The 20213-nt window shown below is 60.4% G+C and carries 18 protein-coding genes; 1 reads left to right on the top strand and 17 read right to left on the bottom strand.

The annotated features are described in order from the left end of the window. Positions 1–146: 146 nt before the first annotated feature. The 11 genes from ACIQTS_RS03345 to ACIQTS_RS03295 form a co-directional block, all read right to left on the bottom strand. The gene (locus ACIQTS_RS03345) at positions 147–1601 is read right to left on the bottom strand and encodes an FAD-dependent oxidoreductase (protein WP_332594712.1); all 1455 of its coding nucleotides are present in this window, start codon (positions 1599–1601) and stop codon (positions 147–149) included. A gap of 17 nt (positions 1602–1618) precedes the next feature. Continuing rightward, the gene (cobA, locus tag ACIQTS_RS03340) at positions 1619–2398 is read right to left on the bottom strand and encodes a uroporphyrinogen-III C-methyltransferase (RefSeq protein WP_402471200.1); all 780 of its coding nucleotides are present in this window, start codon (positions 2396–2398) and stop codon (positions 1619–1621) included. Next, positions 2391–3248 (bottom strand): ABC transporter permease, encoded by an 858-nt coding sequence (locus ACIQTS_RS03335; RefSeq protein ID WP_105658476.1) that lies wholly within the window; start codon positions 3246–3248, stop codon positions 2391–2393. Before ACIQTS_RS03335 ends, cobA begins: the two co-directional genes overlap by 8 nt. Then, positions 3220–3963, bottom strand: a complete 744-nt coding sequence (locus tag ACIQTS_RS03330; protein ID WP_332486856.1) for an ABC transporter ATP-binding protein — start codon at positions 3961–3963, stop codon at positions 3220–3222. Before ACIQTS_RS03330 ends, ACIQTS_RS03335 begins: the two co-directional genes overlap by 29 nt. Next, positions 3963–5060, bottom strand: coding sequence for an ABC transporter substrate-binding protein (locus tag ACIQTS_RS03325; protein ID WP_402471196.1), 1098 nt, complete (start codon positions 5058–5060; stop codon positions 3963–3965). Before ACIQTS_RS03325 ends, ACIQTS_RS03330 begins: the two co-directional genes overlap by 1 nt. Continuing rightward, on the bottom strand, positions 5047–6342 hold the full coding sequence (locus tag ACIQTS_RS03320) for a sulfate adenylyltransferase subunit 1 (protein WP_400288041.1): 1296 nt from the start codon (positions 6340–6342) through the stop codon (positions 5047–5049). The genes ACIQTS_RS03325 and ACIQTS_RS03320 overlap by 14 nt, the downstream gene beginning before the upstream one ends. A gap of 1 nt (position 6343) precedes the next feature. Next, positions 6344–7267 carry a sulfate adenylyltransferase subunit CysD gene (gene cysD, locus ACIQTS_RS03315; protein ID WP_105658472.1) on the bottom strand — a complete coding sequence of 308 codons (924 nt, stop codon included), beginning with the start codon at positions 7265–7267 and terminating at the stop codon, positions 6344–6346. Between the two features lie 10 nt (positions 7268–7277). Beyond that, complete coding sequence (locus tag ACIQTS_RS03310) at positions 7278–8000, bottom strand: phosphoadenylyl-sulfate reductase (RefSeq protein ID WP_105658471.1); 723 nt, start codon at positions 7998–8000, stop codon at positions 7278–7280. Beyond that, positions 7997–9697, bottom strand: coding sequence for a nitrite/sulfite reductase (locus ACIQTS_RS03305; RefSeq protein ID WP_402471192.1), 1701 nt, complete (start codon positions 9695–9697; stop codon positions 7997–7999). Before ACIQTS_RS03305 ends, ACIQTS_RS03310 begins: the two co-directional genes overlap by 4 nt. A gap of 67 nt (positions 9698–9764) precedes the next feature. Then, positions 9765–10505 carry a sirohydrochlorin chelatase gene (locus ACIQTS_RS03300; RefSeq protein WP_400288044.1) on the bottom strand — a complete coding sequence of 247 codons (741 nt, stop codon included), beginning with the start codon at positions 10503–10505 and terminating at the stop codon, positions 9765–9767. Between the two features lie 30 nt (positions 10506–10535). Further along, positions 10536–11300, bottom strand: a complete 765-nt coding sequence (locus tag ACIQTS_RS03295) for an SDR family oxidoreductase (RefSeq protein ID WP_400288046.1) — start codon at positions 11298–11300, stop codon at positions 10536–10538. A gap of 459 nt (positions 11301–11759) precedes the next feature. Here ACIQTS_RS03295 and valS point away from each other — a divergent pair, with 459 nt between their 5' ends. Then, entirely contained in the window at positions 11760–14381 is a 2622-nt protein-coding gene (gene valS, locus ACIQTS_RS03290) for a valine--tRNA ligase (RefSeq protein WP_402471189.1), read from the top strand. Positions 14382–14437: 56 nt separating this feature from the next. Here valS and ACIQTS_RS03285 read toward each other — a convergent pair whose 3' ends face one another. From ACIQTS_RS03285 to ACIQTS_RS03260, 6 genes are all read right to left on the bottom strand, one after another. Then, positions 14438–14632 (bottom strand): hypothetical protein, encoded by a 195-nt coding sequence (locus tag ACIQTS_RS03285; protein ID WP_402471187.1) that lies wholly within the window; start codon positions 14630–14632, stop codon positions 14438–14440. A 70-nt stretch (positions 14633–14702) separates the two neighbouring features. After that, positions 14703–15710 (bottom strand): trypsin-like serine peptidase, encoded by a 1008-nt coding sequence (locus tag ACIQTS_RS03280; RefSeq protein ID WP_400288050.1) that lies wholly within the window; start codon positions 15708–15710, stop codon positions 14703–14705. 908 nt (positions 15711–16618) lie between these two features. Further along, the gene (locus ACIQTS_RS03275; protein WP_400288052.1) at positions 16619–17227 is read right to left on the bottom strand and encodes a DsbA family protein; all 609 of its coding nucleotides are present in this window, start codon (positions 17225–17227) and stop codon (positions 16619–16621) included. A gap of 40 nt (positions 17228–17267) precedes the next feature. Then, positions 17268–18560 (bottom strand): ATP-dependent Clp protease ATP-binding subunit ClpX, encoded by a 1293-nt coding sequence (gene clpX / locus ACIQTS_RS03270; protein ID WP_400288054.1) that lies wholly within the window; start codon positions 18558–18560, stop codon positions 17268–17270. Positions 18561–18727: 167 nt separating this feature from the next. Beyond that, on the bottom strand, positions 18728–19387 hold the full coding sequence (locus ACIQTS_RS03265) for an ATP-dependent Clp protease proteolytic subunit (RefSeq protein ID WP_105658463.1): 660 nt from the start codon (positions 19385–19387) through the stop codon (positions 18728–18730). Positions 19388–19434: 47 nt separating this feature from the next. After that, the gene (locus ACIQTS_RS03260; RefSeq protein ID WP_286134321.1) at positions 19435–20058 is read right to left on the bottom strand and encodes an ATP-dependent Clp protease proteolytic subunit; all 624 of its coding nucleotides are present in this window, start codon (positions 20056–20058) and stop codon (positions 19435–19437) included. Between the last annotated feature and the right edge of the window lie 155 nt (positions 20059–20213).

Below are 20213 nucleotides of genomic sequence, written 5' to 3'. Positions count from 1 at the left end.
TGCCCCTCCATTTCCTTTTTAACCCCCTGATTACCCAGTTATCTATTTTTTACATCATTGCACTTCTTAAACCACTATGGGGGGGTGACCCTCGCAAATTTGGCGGTGGCACACCGCCCATTCAGTGCTAGAGCCCGGGGTGAAACTTACAGGCTCTCAACCAATTTTTTTGCCGAAGAGAATTCCATCATCGCTTCGCGCTCTACGACCTTGACGCGGTCGCGAGTGATCTCGCCGAAGCGAGTCGAAACGGTGCCGGCTGCGGCGCCCAGTTCCTTCTCGTGCGCGTCCAAGTTCTTCCAGCCATCCCAGTTGGAGAAGTTCACGCCGCGGCTTTCGAGCAGTTCCGAGATCTTCTGGGAAGAATCCGGCTGCGCCAGCTTAGTGAGGTCTTCAAGCAAGTGGGTAATGGTCTCCAGTGCGTCGCCCTTGGTGTGGCCAATCAGCCCAATCGGGCCACGCTTGATCCAGCCAGTGGCATACAGGCCGGGAACGTGAGCGCCGGACGCGTTCAGCACGCGGCCTTCCACGTTGGGCAAAACGCCCTTGGCCCCGTCGTATTCAATGTCGTCGACTGCCGAACCGAAGTAGCCGACGGCACGGTAGATGGCCTGCAGCGGGTACTCGACGAATTCGCCGGTGCCGCGTGCGCCGCCATTTCCGTCGAGCTCGTTGCGCTCCACCTTCAAGCCGGTGACCTTGCCATCTTCGCCCAATACCTCGACTGGCGACTGCAGGAAGTGCAGGTGCAGGCGGCGCGAGGCGCTTGGAGCTTCTTCACGCTCTTCCTGCTCGATCAGCCAGTTGGTCAGGGTGGAGACCATGGTCTTGGTCTGGTTATTGGTCTTCATGGCTTCATCCGAAGCCTTGTCGAACTCGAAGTCCTCTGGGTACAGGACGATGTCAACGTCCTTGGAGTGCGAGAGTTCGCGCAGTTCCAGCGGGGTGAACTTCACCTGGGCCGGGCCACGGCGGCCGAAGACATGCACGTCGGTGACGGCCGAGTCATTCAGCTGCTCGTAGATGTGCTCAGGGATTTCGGTTTCCAGCAGCTGGTCAGCATGCTTGGAAAGGATGCGGGCCACGTCCAGGGCAACGTTGCCGTTGCCGATGACAGCAACTTCCTTGGCGGACAGGTCCCAATTCTTGTCAACATCTGGGTGTGCGTCATACCAGGACACGAAGTCGGCGCCGCCGAAGGACCCTTCAAGATCGACACCTGGGATGTTCAGGTCAGCGTCCTTCTGGGCGCCGGTGGAGATGATCACTGCGTCGTAACGGGTATGCAGGTCTTCCAGCGAGATGTCGCGGCCCAAGCCGACGTTGCCGTAGAAGTCGATCCAGTCGTTGTCCAGCACCTTGTGAAGGGCGTTGATGATGCCCTTGATACGCGGGTGATCCGGGGAAACTCCGTAACGGATCAGACCGAATGGCGTAGGAAGCTCGTCAAAGAGATCAACGTGCAGCTTCAGTTCGCCCGATGCGACCGGCTGGCTCTTGTTGAGCAGGTCAGCGGCGTAGATGCCGGCCGGACCGGCACCAACAATGGCAACACGCAGCGCCCGGGAATGGAGGTGCTCAGGGACGATAATTTCACTCATCAAACAACTTCTCTTTCTTAGTCAACGAATGAGGCCGGCGCGGTGGCATCGGCATTCTCTAGCGGCAGGAGGTCTACCAGTTGGTCGGAGGCTTCCGGGGCTAGCCGAACGACGTCACCAATAACGATAACGGCCGGATTCGCCACTGCGGCCTTGCGGGCGCGCTTTACTATCCCTTCTAGCGTACCGATAGTTGTGCGCTGCGTCTGTGAGTAACCTCGCTCAACTATCGCAATCGGTGTACTTGACGGTAAACCACGGGTAAGCAATGTCTCAACAATTTGTGGCAAATTCGATACTCCCATCAGCACCGCAAGGGTGTGATCGGAGCGGATCGGCACGTCCGCGAGTTCGCTGTGGCCACTGACTACGGTAAAACCGGCCGCTATTCCCCGGTGCGTGACGGGAATGCCAGCGGCCATGGGCACGGAGACTGCACTGGTAATTCCGGGAATCACACGCGTAGGGATCCCGTATTTCGCGGCGTAGAGCAGTTCCTCGCCGCCGCGTCCAAGTACAAACGGGTCGCCACCTTTGAGGCGAACTACCCGATTACCTTCTAAAGCGTACTTGACCAGTAATTCATTGGTTTCATCCTGGGTTTTGACGTGGCAGCCTGGTGACTTGCCCACATCGATGACAACCACATCATCGGAAAGTTCTGCCAGCAAGGCGGTAGGTCCCAGCTTGTCGGCCAAAACCACTTCCGCTGCAAGCAGTGCCTTATAGCCGGCGACGGTAATCAGCTCGGGATCCCCCGGCCCACCGCCAATCAGGGTGATATGCCCTTTAGCCATTGTTTTCTCCCGTTCGGGTCATTCCTCGATCGCGCAACAGCTTGCGTTCAATCGGAGCAAAAAATACCAATTCGATCAGCACACCCACCAGCAGGATGGTCAAGATCACCAGCATGACCAACGGCAGGTCTGCCAGATCGCGGCCCCGTTGCAGCAGTGAACCGACGCCTAGGGCCAGCGAACCGCCCACCGCAATCAATTCGGCAGCCATCAGCGAACGCCAAGCGAAGGCCCAGCCCTGACGCAGTCCGGCTACATACCCTGGCATGGCAGCTGGCAGCTCAATGTGCAGCACATGCTCCCACTTGGAGGCACCGAGCACCTTGGACAAGGACTTGTACTGCGCTGGAATCATGTCGATCCCGGCGAGCAGGCCATTGATGATGGATGGAATCGCGCCGAGCAGCAGAACCGTGTAGATGGTCGCATCGCTCAGGCCAAAAAGAATGATGGCTGCGGGAACCCACGCAATAGAGGGCAATACCTGCATGGCCGACACCAGTGGCCCCACCCCCTTGCGCAACAGCGGCTGATGCGCCAGCAGCAACGCCAGCGGGGTGGAAATAATCACGGCAATCGCAAATCCGCTCACGGCGCGGAACAACGAATTGCCCACGGCCGCAACCAATGATCCATCTGCCAGCAGTTGCGGAAGCTTAGCCGCGACAGCCAGTGGACCGGGGAAAAGGTCTTCGCGCAGTGGGCTTGCCCAGGAAATAATTTGCCACAGGCTCAGAAGCACAACCACAGTGAGCAAGGGGGCAACCCATGAATCGAGCTGGTTGTTCGGGCGTAGCTTGATAACGCGCACGGGTTTGAACCTAGTTCGAGATTCTGTCAGTGAGCTCATGTTTCCGCTGCTCCTTTCTGAGAATCGTGGTTAGTTCATCGGCCAATGCGGCGGCCTCGGCCGGGTTATTGCGGAGTTCGCCGGTGATCCGGCGAGTCTCCAGGATGCGCCCGGGGTGCGAAGAAAGCACCAGAATGCGGCCGGAGAGGCGAATCGCCTCACGCACATTGTGGGTGACGAAGATGATGGTCTTGCCCGTTTGCCTCCACAAGGCCCGCAACTGCTCATGGAGCATGTCACGCGTGATGGCGTCCAGGGCGGCAAATGGCTCATCCATCAACAGAACCTGGCGGTCCTGAGCCAAAGCCCTGGCCAAAGCTACGCGTTGGCGCATGCCGCCAGAAAGTTCATGCGGCTTCTTGCCGCTTGCATGCCCCAGCTGAACGAGGTTGAGCAGTTCCTCGACGCGTTGCTGGCGTTCCGGAGCTGGCTTCCCCGCGAGCTTGAGCGCCAGGTCAACGTTCTCGCTGGCTGTCAGCCACGGCAGGAGGTTGGCATCCTGGAACATGAATGCCGCGCCGTCTTCAGGTACTTCAAGCCAGCCGGAGCTTGGCGCCAGTAGCCCAGCAATCATGTTGAGCAAGGACGACTTGCCGCAGCCTGAGGCCCCCAAGACAGCGATAAACTCTCCGTCTTCAATTTCTGCACTGAGGCGATCTATGACCAAGCCAGTGCCTGGATAGCTCAGGGAAACTTCATTCAGCCGTACTCCCATTACTTCTCCTGCTGTTCAAGAAAACGCGTATCCACGAGTCCGTCTGCGTTACCGCCAGACCCCACTCCTACGGCTAATGCGTGGTCCACGAGTGACTGGTAGGTTTCAGGCAGGGGGTCCTCGCTGAAGTACACCTGCTTCAAGGCTTCAGCGATCACTGATTCGTCAAAGGAACTTCCGTTGGCTTCGACCAAAGCTTTCTGCACAGCCGCCAACTTCTGTTTTCCGTCCGCATGATTGAGCCAATCGATGGCTTGGGTATTTGCATCGACCAGCTTCTGCACGGTTTGCGGATGGCTAGCCATGAATTCCTTGGAGACCACCAGAACCGTTGTCGGGAACTTGCCGTCGGGCCAGAGCTCGGCTTCATTCACCAAGCGGTGTCCCCCGTTCTTCTCGACTAGCAATGAAGCGTAGGGCTCCGGAAGCCAAGCACCGTCAATTTCACCGCGGCCGAAAAGCTGTGCGACGGTTCCATTGGAGCTCGGGGTCACTGTGGCGTCCTGTTTCAAGCCCAGGCCCTTCAGGTAGCTGCGCAAGGCAACATCCTGGGTTCCGCCGAATTGCGGGCTGGCCAGATTGCTGCCGGCCAGTTCCTCGGGCTCAGTGATCTTCTTGTCCACGACCAGGCTGGCTCCGCCGTAGGCGACGCCGGACACCACGTTCAAAGACTCGCCATCGCTGGACAGGTAGCTGTTCAACGCTGGGTTTGGCCCCAGATACGCGGCGTCGATGGCCCCCGAGTTCAAGGCTTCTACGGCTGCCGGTCCCGCGTTGAATATCTGGCTTTGGACACTGGTACCGTCTTCTTCAAGGTGATCTTGGAGAAGACCTTCGGACTGGGCGATCAAGGCCGGAGCATGGGTGAGGTTGGCGAAATAGCCAATCTTCAGCTCATCTGCCGGTCCGTGATGTGCCGCCTGCGCTGGTACTTCATTTGGTCCCGGAAGAAACGTCGTCGCCACAGCAACTGCGCTCAATGCTCCGACCGCCGCCAGCCCGAGGAAGCGTCCTCGGAAGCCGGTCTTCTGCCCATGAGCCGTCAGCCGGACCCGGCCTTGGTTTCCTGCTGGCTGGCCAGCATCAGGCTGCTTCATTATTTTCCTCGAAGATCCCCGCCGCAAGGGTGCGCCCCGTAGCTGGATCGATCAGCAGGAAGCTTCCGCCAGTGCGCGAGGTGGCGTACTGCTCGATGGCCAACGCTGCCTGGCTGCGCAAGGTGATCCGGCCCAGGTCGTTGAGCTCCAAGGAGTGGGCGGGCTGCTGCGAATAGTCGGCCACGTTGATGACGTAGTCGATGGTTGACAGCTTGGCTGCGGCGACCTTGGTACCGTGCTTGATCAACAGCCGTTGGCCGCTAGTGAGCTTCACTGGATCCAATACGCAGATGTTCGCCTGGAACTCCCGGTGCGCGGTTGGCAGTTCGCCGGCGACGATGGTGTCGCCGCGGGCAATATCCAAGTCGGTCTCCAGCTCGACAACGATGGCGTCGCCGGCCTGGGCGCGGTGCGCGGCACCAGCAGGGGTGCTGATGGCCTTGATCCGGCTACTCACCGGCTGGCCGTTGGAGAGCACCTGCACGGACTCCCCCACGGCCAAGCTGCCGTCAACCAGAGTTCCGGCATATCCGCGGTAGTCGCGGTACGCGTCCGGGTCCAGGCCTGGAGCCAAGGCGCCTTGCGGGCGGATCACGTACTGGACATCCAGACGGGCAGTGCCCCCGCCGAGCCGTGGCTCGATGTCCTCGAGCAGCCCGAGCAAGGTCGGGCCGGCATACCAGTGCGCGGAAGCCGAAGGATCGACGATGTTATCTCCCTGAAGCGCGGAGACCGGGATGACGGTGGTTGACTTCAGGCCGAGTTCTCCGGCGAGCGCGAGTACTTCGGCCTCGATCTGGCTGAAGGCCGCTTCGTCCCAGTCGATCAGGTCCATCTTGTTCACGGCGATGACCAGTTGCGGAACCCGCAGCAAGGCGAGCACGCCAAGGTGGCGCCGGGTCTGCTCCAGCACGCCGTGCCTCGCGTCAACCAGCACGATCGCCGCGTCTGCGGTCGACGCGCCGGTGACGGTGTTGCGGGTGTACTGCACGTGTCCGGGGCAATCGGCCAAGATGAAGGACCGCTTGTCGGTGGAGAAGTAGCGGTAGGCCACGTCGATGGTGATGCCCTGCTCGCGTTCGGCGCGCAGCCCGTCGGTGACCAGCGCGAGGTCCAGGGTTCCGGCGCTGCCGCCGAAGCCGCGTTCGGCGCTGGTACGGGCCAGGTCATCGAGCGAGTCGGCGAGGATGGCCTTGGCGTCATGGAGCAGGCGGCCCACGAGAGTGGACTTGCCGTCGTCGACCGAACCGGCGGTAGCGATGCGCAATAGTGTGGTGGTCATCTTAGAAGTACCCTTCGGTCTTGCGGTCTTCCATTCCCGCGGCGGAAATACGGTCGTCGGCGCGGGTGGCTCCGCGTTCGGTGATGGTGGCGACGGCCAATTCATCGAGCACCTTCGCCACGGTGTCGGCGGCGGAGAGCACCGCACCGGTGCAGCTGGCGTCGCCCACGGTGCGGTAGCGCACCTGCTTGACGACGACCGGCTCATCGGCGTTGGGCTGGCTGACGCTGGTCAGTGCCCGCCACATGCCGTCGCGTTCGAAGACCTGGCGGCAGTGCGCGAAGTAGATCGGCGGCAGCTCGATGTTCTCTCGCTGGATGTAGGCCCAGATATCGCGTTCGGTCCAGTTGGAGATCGGGAAGGCGCGCACATGCCAATCCGGCTCGTGCCGCCCGTTGTACAGGCTCCAGATTTCCGGGCGCTGGTTGCGCGGATCCCAGACGCCGAACTCGTCGCGCAGGGACAGGATGCGCTCCTTGGCGCGGGCCTTGTCCTCATCGCGGCGCGCCCCGCCGAAGACCACGTCGAAGCCGTTGGATTCGATGGTGTCCAGCAGGACCCGGGTCTGCAGGCGGTTGCGGGTGCCGTCGGGCAGCTCGGCCAGCTCTCCGCGGTCGATGTACTCCTGCACGGAGCCGACGACGAGGTTCAGCCCGTACTTTTCCACGACCGCGTCGCGGAAGTTGAGCACCTCGGCGAAGTTGTGGCCGGTATCGATGTGCACGACGGGGATGGGCACGCGGCCCGGGGAGACGGCCTTGGCCAGCAGGTGCAGGACGACTACGGAGTCCTTGCCGCCGGAGAACAGCAGTCCGGGCTTGTCGAATTCGGCGAGCACTTCGCGGATGATGTGGATTGATTCGGCTTCCAGGGCGTCCAGGACGCTGCGCTGGGTGCCTGCGGGCGCGTTAGCGGTGATGGTCATGATTCGCTCCTTAGACGTGGATTCCGCATTCGGTTTTATTCAGCCCGGCCCAGCGGCCAGCCCGCGGGTCCTCGCCCTCGGCTACCGGCCGGGTGCAAGGCTGGCATCCGATGGACGGGTAGCCGTTGGACAGCAGCAGGTTCACGGGTACTTGGTGCCCGGTGGCGTAGTCGATCAGCTGATCGAAGCTCCAGGGGGCCACGGGATTGAATTTGACCAGTCCGTGCTTCTCGTCGAAAGCGACCAGGGGCGTGTTGATGCGGGTCTCAGCTTCGTCACGGCGTACCCCGGTGAACCACGCGCTGTATCCGGACAGGGATCTGGCCAGCGGGTCCATCTTGCGCAGCTGGCAGCAGGCGGCCGGATCCCGGGAGAACAGGTCCTTGCCGAACTTCGCATCCTGTTCGGCCACGGTCAAGGCAGGCAGCACGTCGACGATGTTCACGTCCAGCGTGCGAGCCACTTCGTCGCGGGTTCCGTGGGTTTCGGCAAAGTGGTATCCGGTTTCCAGGAACAGCACATCGACCTTGGGCAGCTGCGCGCAGACCAGGTGCGGCAGCACGGCATCGGCCATCGAGCAGGCCACCGCTACCTCGTCGGCGTCGAGGTGCTCAGCTGCGAAAGCGACGACCTGGTCCGCTGTGGCATCCCAGCCCAGCTCGGCGGCGCCCAGCTTGGCGATGCGCCGCAGTTCAGCCTCGCTGCGGGTACGTACTGGGGTCGGCTTGCTCATTTCAGCTCATCCTCTTCAGCTCGGTGGGCCCAGGCAGCGAAGGATTCCCCTTCGGCAGCCGAGGCCGAGTAGTTCTTCACTACCCGCTCCACGTATTCGGGCAATTCATCAGCCGCGACCTTGAGCCCGCGCACCGTGCGCCCCAGGGCGGCTTCGCCATTTTCGAAACCGGCCAGGGTGCCACCGAGGTGAACCTGGAATCCGGAGACCTGTTCTCCCTGGTCGTTGGTAATCAGCTGGCCCTTGAATCCGAGGTCCGCGGTTTGGATGCGGGCGCAGGAGTTCGGGCAGCCGTTGACGTGCAGGGACAGTTGGCGAGGCAGCTTGCCCTCGTGGTCGGCCAGGCGATCCTCGATTTTTGCTACCGCGTCAATCATGGTGTCTTTGGTGTCCACAATGGCCAGCTTGCAGAATTCGATACCGGTGCAGGCAATGGCCGAACGCTTGAACAAGCTGGGGAATGCCTCCAGGCCCAGGACCCGGGCCGAAGCGACGAAATCCTGCACCTGCTCTTCGGCGATGTCCAGGGCGATGATCTTCTGGTGCGGGGTGGTGCGCAGCCGGGTGGATCCATGGGCTTCGGCCAAATCGGCAAGGCCGGTCAGCGCGGTACCGGATACGCGGCCAGCCGGAGCGGTCAACCCGATGTAGAACTTGCCGTCCTTCTGCTCGTTGACTCCGCTGTGGTCTCCTGCTTCGGTGGGCTGCTCCGGCAACGGGCCGTCGGGCAGCTCATAGCCCAGGTACTCATCTTGCAGCACCTGGCGCATTTTTTCCGTGCCCCATTCGGCCAGCAGGAACTTCAGGCGTGCGCGGTTGCGCAAGCGGCGGTATCCGTAGTCCCGGAAGATGGAAACTACGCCCTCCCAGACATCCGGGGCCTGCTCTTCGGTCACGAAAGCGCCGAGGCGTTCGCCAAGGCGGGGGTTTGCCGACAGCCCGCCGCCGACCCAAAGGTCGTATCCGGGGCCGAGCTGCGGGTGGACGGTGCCGATCAAGGCGATGTCGTTGATTTCGTGGACGACATCCTGGCTTGGGTGGCCGGTGATGGCGGTCTTGAACTTGCGCGGGAGGTTCGCGAATTCCGGCTTGCCGATGTAGCGGCGGGAAATTTCGGCGATCACCGGGCTGGGATCGATGATCTCGTCCTTGCTGATGCCTGCCACCGGAGAGCCGAGGATGACACGGGGCACGTCGCCGCAGGCCTCGGTGGTGTGCAGGCCGACGGCTTCCAGCCGCTGCCAGATCTCCGGGACATCGACGACGTCGATCCAGTGCAGCTGGACGTTCTGGCGATCTGTCAGGTCGGCGGTGTCGCGGGCGAAGTCGGTGGAGATCTGGCCGATGACGCGCAGTTGCTCGGTGGTCAGGGCGCCGCCGTCGATGCGCACGCGCAGCATGAAGTAGCGGTCTTCAAGTTCTTCTGGGCTCAGCGTCGCCGTCTTGCCGCCGGGGATCCCCTGGGCACGCTGGGTGTAGAGGCCCCACCAGCGGAAGCGGCCGTGCAGATCCTCGGGTTCAATGGAATCGAAGCCCTGCTTCGAGTAGATTTCCTCGATGCGCTGGCGCACGTTCAGGCCGTTGTCGGCGGCCTTCATCTCTTCGTTGGCATTCAACGGGGCAGGGCCGTCGATTTTCCATTGGCCGTTGGGTTTTGCCGCTCTTGTGGAGCGAACTGGTGTGGTTGTCTGCGTCATGTCCACCAGCGTAGGAACTGCCCCCAGGGGGTCGGCAACCTGCCGGTGTCACATGGCTACGCGTTGCCTAACGAGTTAGGACTTCGTCATCTGGAGACATGAAAAGCTCCTCTTCGAGCGCCTTTTGCAGTCGCACAAGGAAACATTGAGCAATCATTACGTCAGGAAGCAGGGGGCTTGTCACCACGCCTGCCCCCGTGCTAGCCAGCTTCTGCTGGAAGAATCCGTCGGCGAGCAGCGAGCTGAGCACGAGCACTGGACGCGCGGCAGCATTTCCCACGACGTCAGCGATCCGCGGCTGGGCCCCTGCGCAGTAGCCCACCTGCACTTCGCGCTCCAATAGGACAGCGAGCTGCTCGGCGAGATTCTTGACCTGGTTTTGGCCGACTTCCAATCTCGTGCCCGCCGTCGCCAAGACAACGAGCGGGTCGTTGGCCAGGTGCCCTGCGGCGCGTTGCGCCAGGACTTGGGCCAGCTCCGGCAGCGGACCCAATGGCAGGGCGGCGGAGGTTCCCGCGCGCGAGGAGACCGCCTGCGCAATGTCGTGCGTCGTATGAACGCCGTCGGAGACCAGCAGCGGCAAGACCACTGCCGGCTCGCCTTCAGGCAAACCGGCGATAACCGTTTCAAGCCGGGGCTCTTGGACATCCACATAGGCTTCGTGCCAGACAAGCTGCACCGGGAATCGCTCTTCGCTCCGCCGTTCCAGGTCGGCACGCAGATCATGGATTAGTTGCTGCCCGTTGGCGTTGTCCGTGCCATGGGATGTTGCGACAACATGTATCTTCTGCTGGGTCGCTTGACTCATGAATTGATCCTCACCGATGTTGTTGGGCGCCTAGTTGGCGCTGCGCACTAGCTTGTGGTTGGCGGCCTGCGCCTGCGGGCGGATGACAATTTCATCCAGATTCACGTGGGCCGGGGCGCTGACCGCATAGCGGATGACTTCGGCAACGTCTTCACCGGTCAAGGGATTCTCCACACCGGCGTAGACGTTGTCGGCGGCGCTCTGGCTTCCCAGACGACGGAGCGCGAACTCTTCTGTCTGCACCAGGCCGGGCAGGATCTCGATTACCCGCAGCCCGTTCTCGACTTCTTCAAGACGAAGCGCCTGGGTCATGGCACGTTCAGCGGCCTTTGCCGCGTTGTAGCCGCTGCCGCCTTCGTAGCTGGCCAGTGCGGCGGTGGAGGTAACGTTCAAGACGGTGCCTCGCGCCTCGCGAAGCTGGGGCAGCAGTGCACGGGTCAAGCGCATGGTTCCCATGACATTGGCTTGCCACATGAAGTCCCAGTTTTCATCGACCGCGTCGGCCCAGGTTTCGGTTCCACGCGCACCGCCGGCGCAATTGACCAGCGTATCTGCGCCGCCTTGCGCGGTGACCGTTTCTACCAGTGCGTCGACATCTGCCTGCACGCTGACATCTGCTGGCACCGCGATCGCACCGCATTCAGCGGCGAGCTTTTCCAAGCGGTCGGCCCGGCGGGCTACTGCGAAGACGGTCCATCCTTGTGCGCGCAACGCACGGACTGTTGCCTGGCCGATTCCGCTGGAAGCTCCGGTAACAACGGCCGAACGGGAAGAAGTCTTATCTGTAATTGTCATACGTCAACTGTAGAACCAGATCATTACCAGTTGGTAAGGCATGAATTTCTCTTACATTTCATGCGGCAAGATTTTCTTCCGGGCCAGGGCCTGGAATCCAGGGCGGCGTGCGTCGGCGGTGCCGCCAGGGCCATGGCCGATGCTGTCCCGTCTGCGCCTACTGCGCGGCGGCAACGTGCAGCTGGCGCGGCTGCCGGAGGGATGCAATCGGAGGGAATATCTTGCGTAAGCGGAGCCATGCAGGAATGCGCCAACGCCAGACGGCGCTGCTATGCCCGGGTGCACCGTGCCGCTGGTGCGGGCGACAAGGTGATTCGGCGTTCGCGGCAGGACGGCTGAGCCAAGGGCCGCCGGTCCGGCACAGGCTTTTGATCCAGCTGGTCCCGGCTGGACAGCGGCGTGGTGCAAGCCATGGGCAACAATGACTGTGCGCCGGGCAAAACATGGAAGAATAGACGCATGGCAGAAGAAAACTTGGGCACAGACACGCCCGCAACGGTTTCCGTTCCTGACAAGCCCGCTTTGGAAGGCTTGGAAGAACGTCTTTCGTCCCGGTGGCGCACCGAGGGCACCTATCACTTCAATGAGGACACGACTCGCGAAGCCGTGTACTCCATCGACACTCCCCCGCCAACCGCTTCGGGTTCGCTGCACGTAGGACACATGTTCTCGTACACGCAGACCGACGTGTTGGCTCGCTACCAGCGCATGATCGGCAAGAACGTGTTCTACCCACTTGGTTGGGATGACAACGGCTTGCCTACCGAGCGCCGCGTGCAGAACTACTTCGGCGTCCGTTGCGACCCGACCAAGCCTTACATCGAGGGCTACCGTCCACCGGAAAAGCCTGCGAAGAACCAGCGCGACTGGGATGTCATCAGCCGCAAGAACTTCATCGAGATCTGTGAAGAGCTGGCGGTCGAAGACGAAAAGGTCTTCGAGCAGCTGTTCACCACCCTGGGCCTTTCGGTGGACTGGCGCATGACCTACCGCACGATCGACGACAATTCGCGTGCAACTTCGCAGCGCGCCTTCCTGGACAACCTGGCAAAGAGCGACGCCTACATGGCTGAAGCTCCAACCCTGTGGGACGTGACCTTCCGTACCGCAGTGGCCCAGGCCGAACTCGAAGACCGGGAAATGCCCGGCGCCTACTACCGTTATGCATTCGACGCTGAAAACGGCGAGCAGGTCTTCATCGAGACCACCCGCCCGGAACTGCTCGCTGCTTGCGCCGCGCTAGTGGCCCACCCGGATGACGAGCGCTACCAGCACTTGTTCGGCAAGACCGTGACCTCGCCGATCTTCGGAGTTCCCGTCACCGTCCACCCGCACCCATTGGCCCAGGCCGACAAGGGTTCTGGCATTGCCATGGTGTGCACGTTTGGCGACTTGACCGACGTGACCTGGTGGCGCGAACTGCAGCTGCCAACCCGTCCGATCATTGGACGCGACGGCCGCATCCTTGCAGACACCCCCGAGTGGATCACCACCGAGGCCGGCAAGGAAGCGTACGCCCAGATTTCGGCAAAGACCGTGTTCTCCGCCAAGGAAACCGTCGTCGAGATGCTTTCCGACGCGGGCCTGCTTGATGGCGAGCCGAAGAAGATTTCCCGTCCGGTGAACTTCTTCGAAAAGGGCGACAAGCCGCTGGAAATCGTGACCTCGCGCCAGTGGTACATCCGCAACGGCGGCCGTGATGAAGAACGCCGCAACCAGATGATCGCACGCGGCCAGGCAATTGATTTCCACCCGTCGTTCATGCGCTCGCGCTACGAAAACTGGGTTTCGGGCCTGAACGGCGACTGGCTCGTTTCCCGCCAGCGCTTCTTCGGCGTACCAGTGCCAGTGTGGTACCAGGTCAACGAGCACGGCGAACCGAACTACGATGCGCCGCTGTTGCCGACCATCGACCAGCTTCCGGTTGACCCGGCAGCAGACGCGCCGACCGGCTATACCGAGGACCAACGCGGCTCCGCTAACGGCTTCATTGGCGATGCCGATGTCCTGGACACCTGGGCAACCAGCTCGCTGACCCCGCAAATCGCTGGCCGTTGGGGCCGTGACGACGAGTTCTTCTCGAAGGTCTACCCCTTCGACCTGCGCCCGCAGGGCCACGACATCATCCGTACTTGGCTGTTCTCCACCGCGGTTCGCGCAGATTCCCTGCACGGCAACGCTCCGTGGAAGCACGCTGCGATTTCGGGCTGGATCCTGGATCCGGACCGCAAGAAGATGTCCAAGTCCAAGGGCAACGTGGTTGTACCTAACGAAGTCCTGGATAAGTTCGGCGCGGACGCCGTACGCTACTGGGCGGCCAGTGCCAAGCTGGGTGCCGATACCGCGTATGAAATCAACCAGATGAAGATCGGCCGCCGCCTGGCCATCAAGATCCTCAACGCCTCGAAGTTCGTGCTGAACTTGGGCGCGACCGACGCCAACGTCTTGACCGATGACGCTTCGGTAGTCACCAACGGGCTGGATCGTTCGCTGCTCGCTCGCCTGTCGACCGTTATCGAAGACGCCCAGCGCGCTTTCGACAACTACGACTATGCTCGCGCGCTGGATATCACCGAGTCGTTCTTCTGGTCGTTCACCGACGACTACGTCGAATTGGTCAAGGACCGCGCCTACGGCGGCCACGGCGAAGCCGAGCAGGCATCGGTTCTGGCTACCCTGGCCACCACCCTTGATTCCGTGCTGCGGCTGTTCGCGCCATTCCTGCCATTCGCTACCGAAGAGGTTTGGGGTTGGTGGCGCACCGGGTCGGTGCACCTGACCCAGTGGCCAAGCACCGGGCACTTGTCCGCTGCAGTGGAGGGCTCCGACCCGGCGGTACTGCCACTGGTTGGCGTCGCTCTCTCGGGCATCCGCAAGGCCAAGTCCGATGCGAAGGTCAAGCAGCGTACCGAAGTGCTCTCGGGCGAGATCCACGCTCCAGCGTCTCAGGTTGCGCAGCTCAAGGCAGGATTCGAGGACTTGAAGTCCGCGGCGAACGCCCGTGAGCTGACCCTGGTTGAAGCCGACGGTGAAATGACTGTCACCAACGTTGAATTGGCTCCGGCTGAAGAAACCGAATAGCAGTTGAACCAGAAAAACCGGTTGCCATCCCGTCATCGGGATGGCAACCGGTTTTGCTATTTCTGCCCTTGCTCCTCCCCCTCATCAGGGTCATCCGTCTCGGGTGGAGACTGGACGGTTTTCTCCATGGGCCGAGCCGCGCGTCGACGTTCGCCGGTGAAGTGTTCCAGTTGGTCTTCCGCGCTGGACTCAAGACGATGCTTCTGGACCGAGTCTTCTGACCCGGCAGCTGGCGAATTTCCGTCGGTCATCTTCTCTTCCCATCTACTTGCAGCCAGCAGCTGGATCCCCATCGATGTCCAGCTGCTGGGTTATTAGTGCTTAGTTCTGCGCGCTCTGGTATGCCTGCTGGATCACCGAGCCCCAGTACGGTCCGAACATGGTGTCGCGCACCGAGCTGTAGCCGAAGCTGTTCACAGAGTTCTGGTAGCCGTTAGATCCACTCCCCAGGAACCATGGGCCACCGGACGAGCCGCCGGTCATGTTGCATGGAATGCCTTGGGACTGGGACTGGCCAAACGGATCGTCGCTGGAGTATCCGCTGCACGATTGCAAGGTCTCGCCGTTGAATGGCGAAGCAGCTGGGTAGCCGTAAGCAGTGTAGTACTGTCCGCGCGCCTGGTTGAAGGCGACCCCCGAAGCGCCAACGGCATCAGTCAAGGACGCACCACCGCTGGAGCTGACCACGGCGAAGCCTGTGTCATAGGTGATGTCCCCGCCATTTGACCATTCAGTTGGTGCCACCAGCTCGGTCGCTGCGTAGGAACCGTAGGGTGCTTTGCCGTTTTCATAGGCTGGAACGAAGACCCAACGGGTTGCGAATGAACCGGGTCCTTCATTCAGGCAGTGGCCAGCGGTGGAGACCGTCGACTCGTTGGCGGAGACGACAGCGTTGCCAGAGCACACATAGTCTGATCCGCCGAGAGTGAAGAACACCTTGCCGATGTGCGAAACCGGTGTTTCCTGGGTAGCGCGAGTCTTGCCACCCTTCGTTTGGGCCTGCTTTCCGGCTGCCGCCTGCGCGCCATGACCGGCGACCTTGGCCGGCTTGCCGGCTTCAACCTTGGCAGCCGAACCCGACTTGCCAGCTACGAGTGAATCTGCGTTCTTTGCGGCTTTCATCCGATCCGCGGTCCAGTAGGATACCGCTGCGTCAGCCTTCTGTTCCGAGATCGTGATTGACTCGACGCTGCCACCAGTGGTCGTCGGCGCTGCCGAGGCCATCGGTGCCACGCCGAGCATCAGCGCGCCTGCAAGAACCGCGGCGCTTGCCAGCTTGCGTCGCCCCTTGCCCTTGGATGAATCCGTAATTAGAGAACGAATCTGCACGATTTAACTCCTTGTCCAGTGGCTTCTTTGCCACTATCGATGGGGGTGCTGTTGCACTCGTGGGAAACAGTCAAACACACACTTCAAGCATTTTCTACAGGAATATTTTCCTCCGCCCGCCGCGTCACCGACCTGCAACGGCCACCAAGTTATGAAGCGAAATAGTTTTGAAACAGATACTTTCAATCGATTCCCCGGCGCCACGACTCCCCTTCGAATGAGCCCGTGCATTTCTGGTGATTTCAAACCAGCCCCTAAATACCAGTGAGCCGAATCACACGCCCAGAGTCCGGCCTTGCCGCGCGAGACCAGAACAGCGTGTCTGAATATATGAAATAGAAGCTTCGGTAACAGATACTTTCCCGGCTTCGCGATGTCTGCCCCGTACGAAAAAATATGCATTAATTAGGCTTTAAAATTGGACTTATTCGACACCCGATATTGCCGGTTGCCGACGTCGATGGCCTACCTCCACGACTTGCCTTGCGATCCGATGACGCTCCTGCGCACTCTGCGAAGGCAGCATGAACTGTCCGCCCACCGCGCGCCGTTGCCCTGGACTCATGAGTCATCATCCGAGCCTAAGAAACGGAGGTTCGAACGACGCACCAATTGGACTGTGGAACCGTCCCTGGCCAATATGAACCGCGTGCTCCGCGATCCGACGAGAAGGTGAAGCACCGATGCAACGATGCAACGAATGGCGGATGCACAAAATACTGGTCCGGCCCATGCGGATCGGCGCCTTGATGGCGCGCCTTCCTCCGTCGGCGGATAGCCAATCGTTCCGTGGATTAGTGGCATCGGAGGGCGAACACCCGGCCCTCCTTGCCAAGCGCCTTCACTGATTAAAAACCAAGGGCGCTGCCTCGCAATGAGACAACGTCCTTGGAACAGAAAATTCCCGCTTAGTCGAAAACCGGGCTTTCGGTACGAGTGCGCTTCATTTCGAAGAAGTACGGGAAGGATGCGAGCTGCGCCGCAGCGTCAAACATCTTTCCTGCATCTTCCCCAGTTGGAATACGGGTAATGACCGGACCGAAGAAAGCAACGCCATCAACGGCGACGATTGGCGTGCCTACATCCTGCCCCACCAAGTTGATGCCTGCCTCGTGGCTCGAGCGCAGCATGTCATCGTTGGCATCGGTATGCGCAGCTTCAGCGAGTTCCGCCGGCAATCCCGCCTTCTGCAGCGCCTTGGCGATGACTTCATCACGATCTTCGATCTTCTCGTAATGGAACAGTTCACCCATGGCGGTGTACAAGCTGTCCTTGACTCCCTCGCCGTGTTCCTGGGCAGCACGCGTGACCACCCGCACCGGCCCCCATGAGATGTCCATCTTGGCGCGGTAGTCAGCTGGAAGGTCGCGGCCTTCGTTAAGCATCGAGAGGCTCATGACGTTCCAGTTCACGTCGATGTCGCGGACCTTCTCCACTTCCTTGATCCAGCGGCTCGTCGCCCAAGCGAACGGGCAGATAGGATCGAACCAAAAATCAACTTGCTGACGTTCAGCCATGAACTACCAACTTTCTTCCGAAGAGAATTTTTGAATACGGCTAGGCGGACTTCATATCGCGCTTGGCCACCATCGCGTGAGAGAGCAACGTGGGATCTTCACGGTCGATGACGGTTGCCCGAGTAATGACCACTTCGGCAACGTCGTCGCGGCTTGGAAGGTCGAACATTACGCCGCCGAGGGTTTCTTCAAGAATCGACCGCAAACCACGCGCGCCGGTCTCGCGTGCAATAGCCTGTTCTGCGATTGCTTCCAGTGCCGACTGGTCGAAGCTCAAAGCCACGCCATCCATCTGGAACATCTTCTGGTACTGCTTGAGAAGTGCGTTCTTTGGTTCGGTCAGTACGCGCACTAGCGCGTCCTTATCCAGATGCTCCACCGTGGTGATCACCGGCAGGCGACCAATGAATTCTGGAATCAGGCCGAACTTGAGCAAGTCTTCCGGCCGAACATCCGAGTAGGAAGCGGTCTCCGACTTCAGCGCTTTCAGCGGAGCACCGAAACCGATGCCCTTCTGCCCGGCCCGTGAAGAAATAATTTCTTCCAGTCCGGCAAAGGCGCCGGCAACGATGAACAGGATATTGGTGGTGTCGAGCTGAATGAAATCCTGATGAGGGTGCTTGCGGCCACCCTGGGGCGGCACCGCAGCGACTGTGCCTTCAAGGATCTTCAGAAGCGCCTGCTGGACGCCTTCACCGGAAACGTCCCGGGTGATCGAAGGGTTCTCGCTCTTGCGGGAAATCTTGTCGATCTCGTCGATATAGATGATGCCGGTCTCGGCCTTCTTGACGTCATAGTCGGCAGACTGAAGCAGCTTGAGGAGAATATTTTCCACATCTTCACCCACGTAGCCTGCTTCAGTCAGGCTTGTAGCGTCGGCGACAGCGAAAGGAACATTCAGCTTCTTCGCCAGCGACTGCGCCAGGTACGTCTTACCGCATCCGGTAGGACCAATAAGCATGATGTTGGACTTCGAGACTTCCACATCATCCAGCGGGTCATCGTTAGTCAGCGCCGCAACAGGACCGTGGTCCTGGTTGCCGTGAATACGCTTGTAGTGGTTGTAGACAGCGACCGAGAGAGCACGCTTGGCGTTCTCCTGGCCGATGACGTATTCCTGCAGCGAGTTGAAGATCTCGCGTGGCTTAGCCAAGGAGAACTCTTCGTGCACCTGCTCTTCGGCGAACTCTTCAGCGATGATTTCGTTGCAGAGTTCGATGCATTCAGTACAAATGTAGACACCATGGCCTGCAATTAGCTTCTTAACCTGCTTCTGGCTCTTCCCGCAGAAAGAGCATTTCAACAGATCCGAGCCTTCACCCATGCGTCCCATCGCACCATTCTCCCGTTTACTTGAGTAGCTGTGGACTTACTCAATTCTAGGCTAGTAGTCCCCCAAATTAGATGAATATGGCGGTTTACCTGTGTTGTGCCGTCTGCCTTTGGACAGACCAACAACTAGGTAAACCGCCATTCATCATGGATTATTCCAAGTATGCGCTAGCTTCCCAGCTGAGCACGGTTCAGCTTACGAGGAGTCAATACCTCGTCTACGATGCCGTACACCTTGGCTTCGCTAGCAGTCATGAACAAGTCACGCTCCACGTCGCCGCGCACCTTCTCAACGTCCTGGCCGGAGTGGGAGGCAATGGTCTCTTCCAGCCAGCTGCGCATGCGCATAACTTCCTCGGCCTGGATCTGCAGGTCAGTCGCGGTGCCGCGTTCGCCGCCACCCATTGCTGGCTGGTGGATCAATACGCGCGCGTTAGGCAGGGCCAAACGCTTGCCCGGGGTACCAGCTGCGAGCAGTACTGCTGCTGCGGACGCCGCCTGGCCAAGGCACACGGTCTGGACCTCTGGGCGGATGAACTGAATCGTGTCGTAGATTGCAGTCATCGCGGTGAAGGAACCACCTGGCGAATTGATGTACAGGGTAACGTCGCGCTCAGGGTCCATGGATTCCAGGACCAGCAGCTGGGCCATCACGTCATCGGCCGATGCATCATCAACCTGGGCGCCGAGGAAGATGATGCGATCTTCGAATAGCTTTGCGTATGGGTCCTGGCGCTTGAAGCCGTATGGGGTGCGCTCTTCGAACTGTGGCAGGATGTAGCGGGCCGACGGCATCTGACCGCTGACGGCTTCCGGATTGAAGTTCATGGTTTTCTCCTAGGACAAATCTTTGGGTATCAAGCGATGCGGTGCGACTATTTGTTGTCGTCGCCTACGAAACCGTTGACCGAGCCTGCGTGGGTTGCGATCTGATCGAAGAAGCCGTACTTCAAGCCATCTTCTGCGGTGAACCACTTATCACGCTGGTTGTCGATGAGGATCTGCTCCACGGTCTGACCGGTCTGTTCTGCAGTCAACTCGCTCATGACCTTCTTCATGTGCATGATCAGTTCAGCCTGGATCTTGATATCCGAGGCGGTACCGCCGATGCCGCCCGATGGCTGGTGCATCAGGATGCGGGCGTTCGGCGTAGCGAAACGCTTGCCCGGGGTGCCCGAGGAAAGCAGGAACTGGCCCATCGATGCGGCCAGACCGGTTGCTACGGTCACGACGTCATTCGGGATGAAGTTCATGGTGTCGTAGATGGCCATGCCAGCGGTGATCGATCCACCTGGCGAGTTGATGTACAGGTAGATGTCCTTCTCAGGATCCTCTGCCGAGAGCAGCAGCAACTGCGAGCAAATGGCATTCGCATTGTCGTCGCGGACGTCGGAGCCCAGCCAGATGATGCGCTCCTTGAGCAGGCGGTTGTAGATGTAGTCATCACGGCCGGCCGGCTCTGCGGCTGCCATAGTGGGAGTGCGCGAATCATTTGACATGTTCTCTACCTCTTCCAAACGTGTAGATCAGTTTCTGGAATCTCTGTTTCTAATCCCATAGCTACAACTGGTTACTTTGAGATTACTTACTTCAAGCCATTCTTGGGCCGTTTCATGCCCCTGTTTCGCTCACGGCGCATGATGCACGCCCGCAG

It is taken from the genome of Glutamicibacter sp. NPDC090743, from assembly GCF_044769125.1.
Taxonomy (GTDB): Bacteria; Actinomycetota; Actinomycetes; order Actinomycetales; family Micrococcaceae; genus Glutamicibacter.
The sequence above is the reverse complement of the archived record's forward strand: the minus strand, read 5'-3'. Positions and strand labels throughout refer to the sequence as shown.

What these genes read in the sequence shown, in the direction of transcription:
- ACIQTS_RS03345 (WP_332594712.1), bottom strand. Translation starts at nt 1,601, where the DNA reads ATGAGTGAAATTATCGTCCCTGAGCACCTCCATTCCCGGGCGCTGCGT.
- cobA (WP_402471200.1), bottom strand. Translation starts at nt 2,398, where the DNA reads ATGGCTAAAGGGCATATCACCCTGATTGGCGGTGGGCCGGGGGATCCC.
- ACIQTS_RS03335 (WP_105658476.1), bottom strand. Translation starts at nt 3,248, where the DNA reads ATGAGCTCACTGACAGAATCTCGAACTAGGTTCAAACCCGTGCGCGTT.
- ACIQTS_RS03330 (WP_332486856.1), bottom strand. Translation starts at nt 3,963, where the DNA reads ATGGGAGTACGGCTGAATGAAGTTTCCCTGAGCTATCCAGGCACTGGC.
- ACIQTS_RS03325 (WP_402471196.1), bottom strand. Translation starts at nt 5,060, where the DNA reads ATGAAGCAGCCTGATGCTGGCCAGCCAGCAGGAAACCAAGGCCGGGTC.
- ACIQTS_RS03320 (WP_400288041.1), bottom strand. Translation starts at nt 6,342, where the DNA reads ATGACCACCACACTATTGCGCATCGCTACCGCCGGTTCGGTCGACGAC.
- cysD (WP_105658472.1), bottom strand. Translation starts at nt 7,267, where the DNA reads ATGACCATCACCGCTAACGCGCCCGCAGGCACCCAGCGCAGCGTCCTG.
- ACIQTS_RS03310 (WP_105658471.1), bottom strand. Translation starts at nt 8,000, where the DNA reads ATGAGCAAGCCGACCCCAGTACGTACCCGCAGCGAGGCTGAACTGCGG.
- ACIQTS_RS03305 (WP_402471192.1), bottom strand. Translation starts at nt 9,697, where the DNA reads ATGACGCAGACAACCACACCAGTTCGCTCCACAAGAGCGGCAAAACCC.
- ACIQTS_RS03300 (WP_400288044.1), bottom strand. Translation starts at nt 10,505, where the DNA reads ATGAGTCAAGCGACCCAGCAGAAGATACATGTTGTCGCAACATCCCAT.
- ACIQTS_RS03295 (WP_400288046.1), bottom strand. Translation starts at nt 11,300, where the DNA reads ATGACAATTACAGATAAGACTTCTTCCCGTTCGGCCGTTGTTACCGGA.
- valS (WP_402471189.1), top strand. Translation starts at nt 11,760, where the DNA reads ATGGCAGAAGAAAACTTGGGCACAGACACGCCCGCAACGGTTTCCGTT.
- ACIQTS_RS03285 (WP_402471187.1), bottom strand. Translation starts at nt 14,632, where the DNA reads ATGACCGACGGAAATTCGCCAGCTGCCGGGTCAGAAGACTCGGTCCAG.
- ACIQTS_RS03275 (WP_400288052.1), bottom strand. Translation starts at nt 17,227, where the DNA reads ATGGCTGAACGTCAGCAAGTTGATTTTTGGTTCGATCCTATCTGCCCG.
- clpX (WP_400288054.1), bottom strand. Translation starts at nt 18,560, where the DNA reads ATGGGACGCATGGGTGAAGGCTCGGATCTGTTGAAATGCTCTTTCTGC.
- ACIQTS_RS03265 (WP_105658463.1), bottom strand. Translation starts at nt 19,387, where the DNA reads ATGAACTTCAATCCGGAAGCCGTCAGCGGTCAGATGCCGTCGGCCCGC.
- ACIQTS_RS03260 (WP_286134321.1), bottom strand. Translation starts at nt 20,058, where the DNA reads ATGTCAAATGATTCGCGCACTCCCACTATGGCAGCCGCAGAGCCGGCC.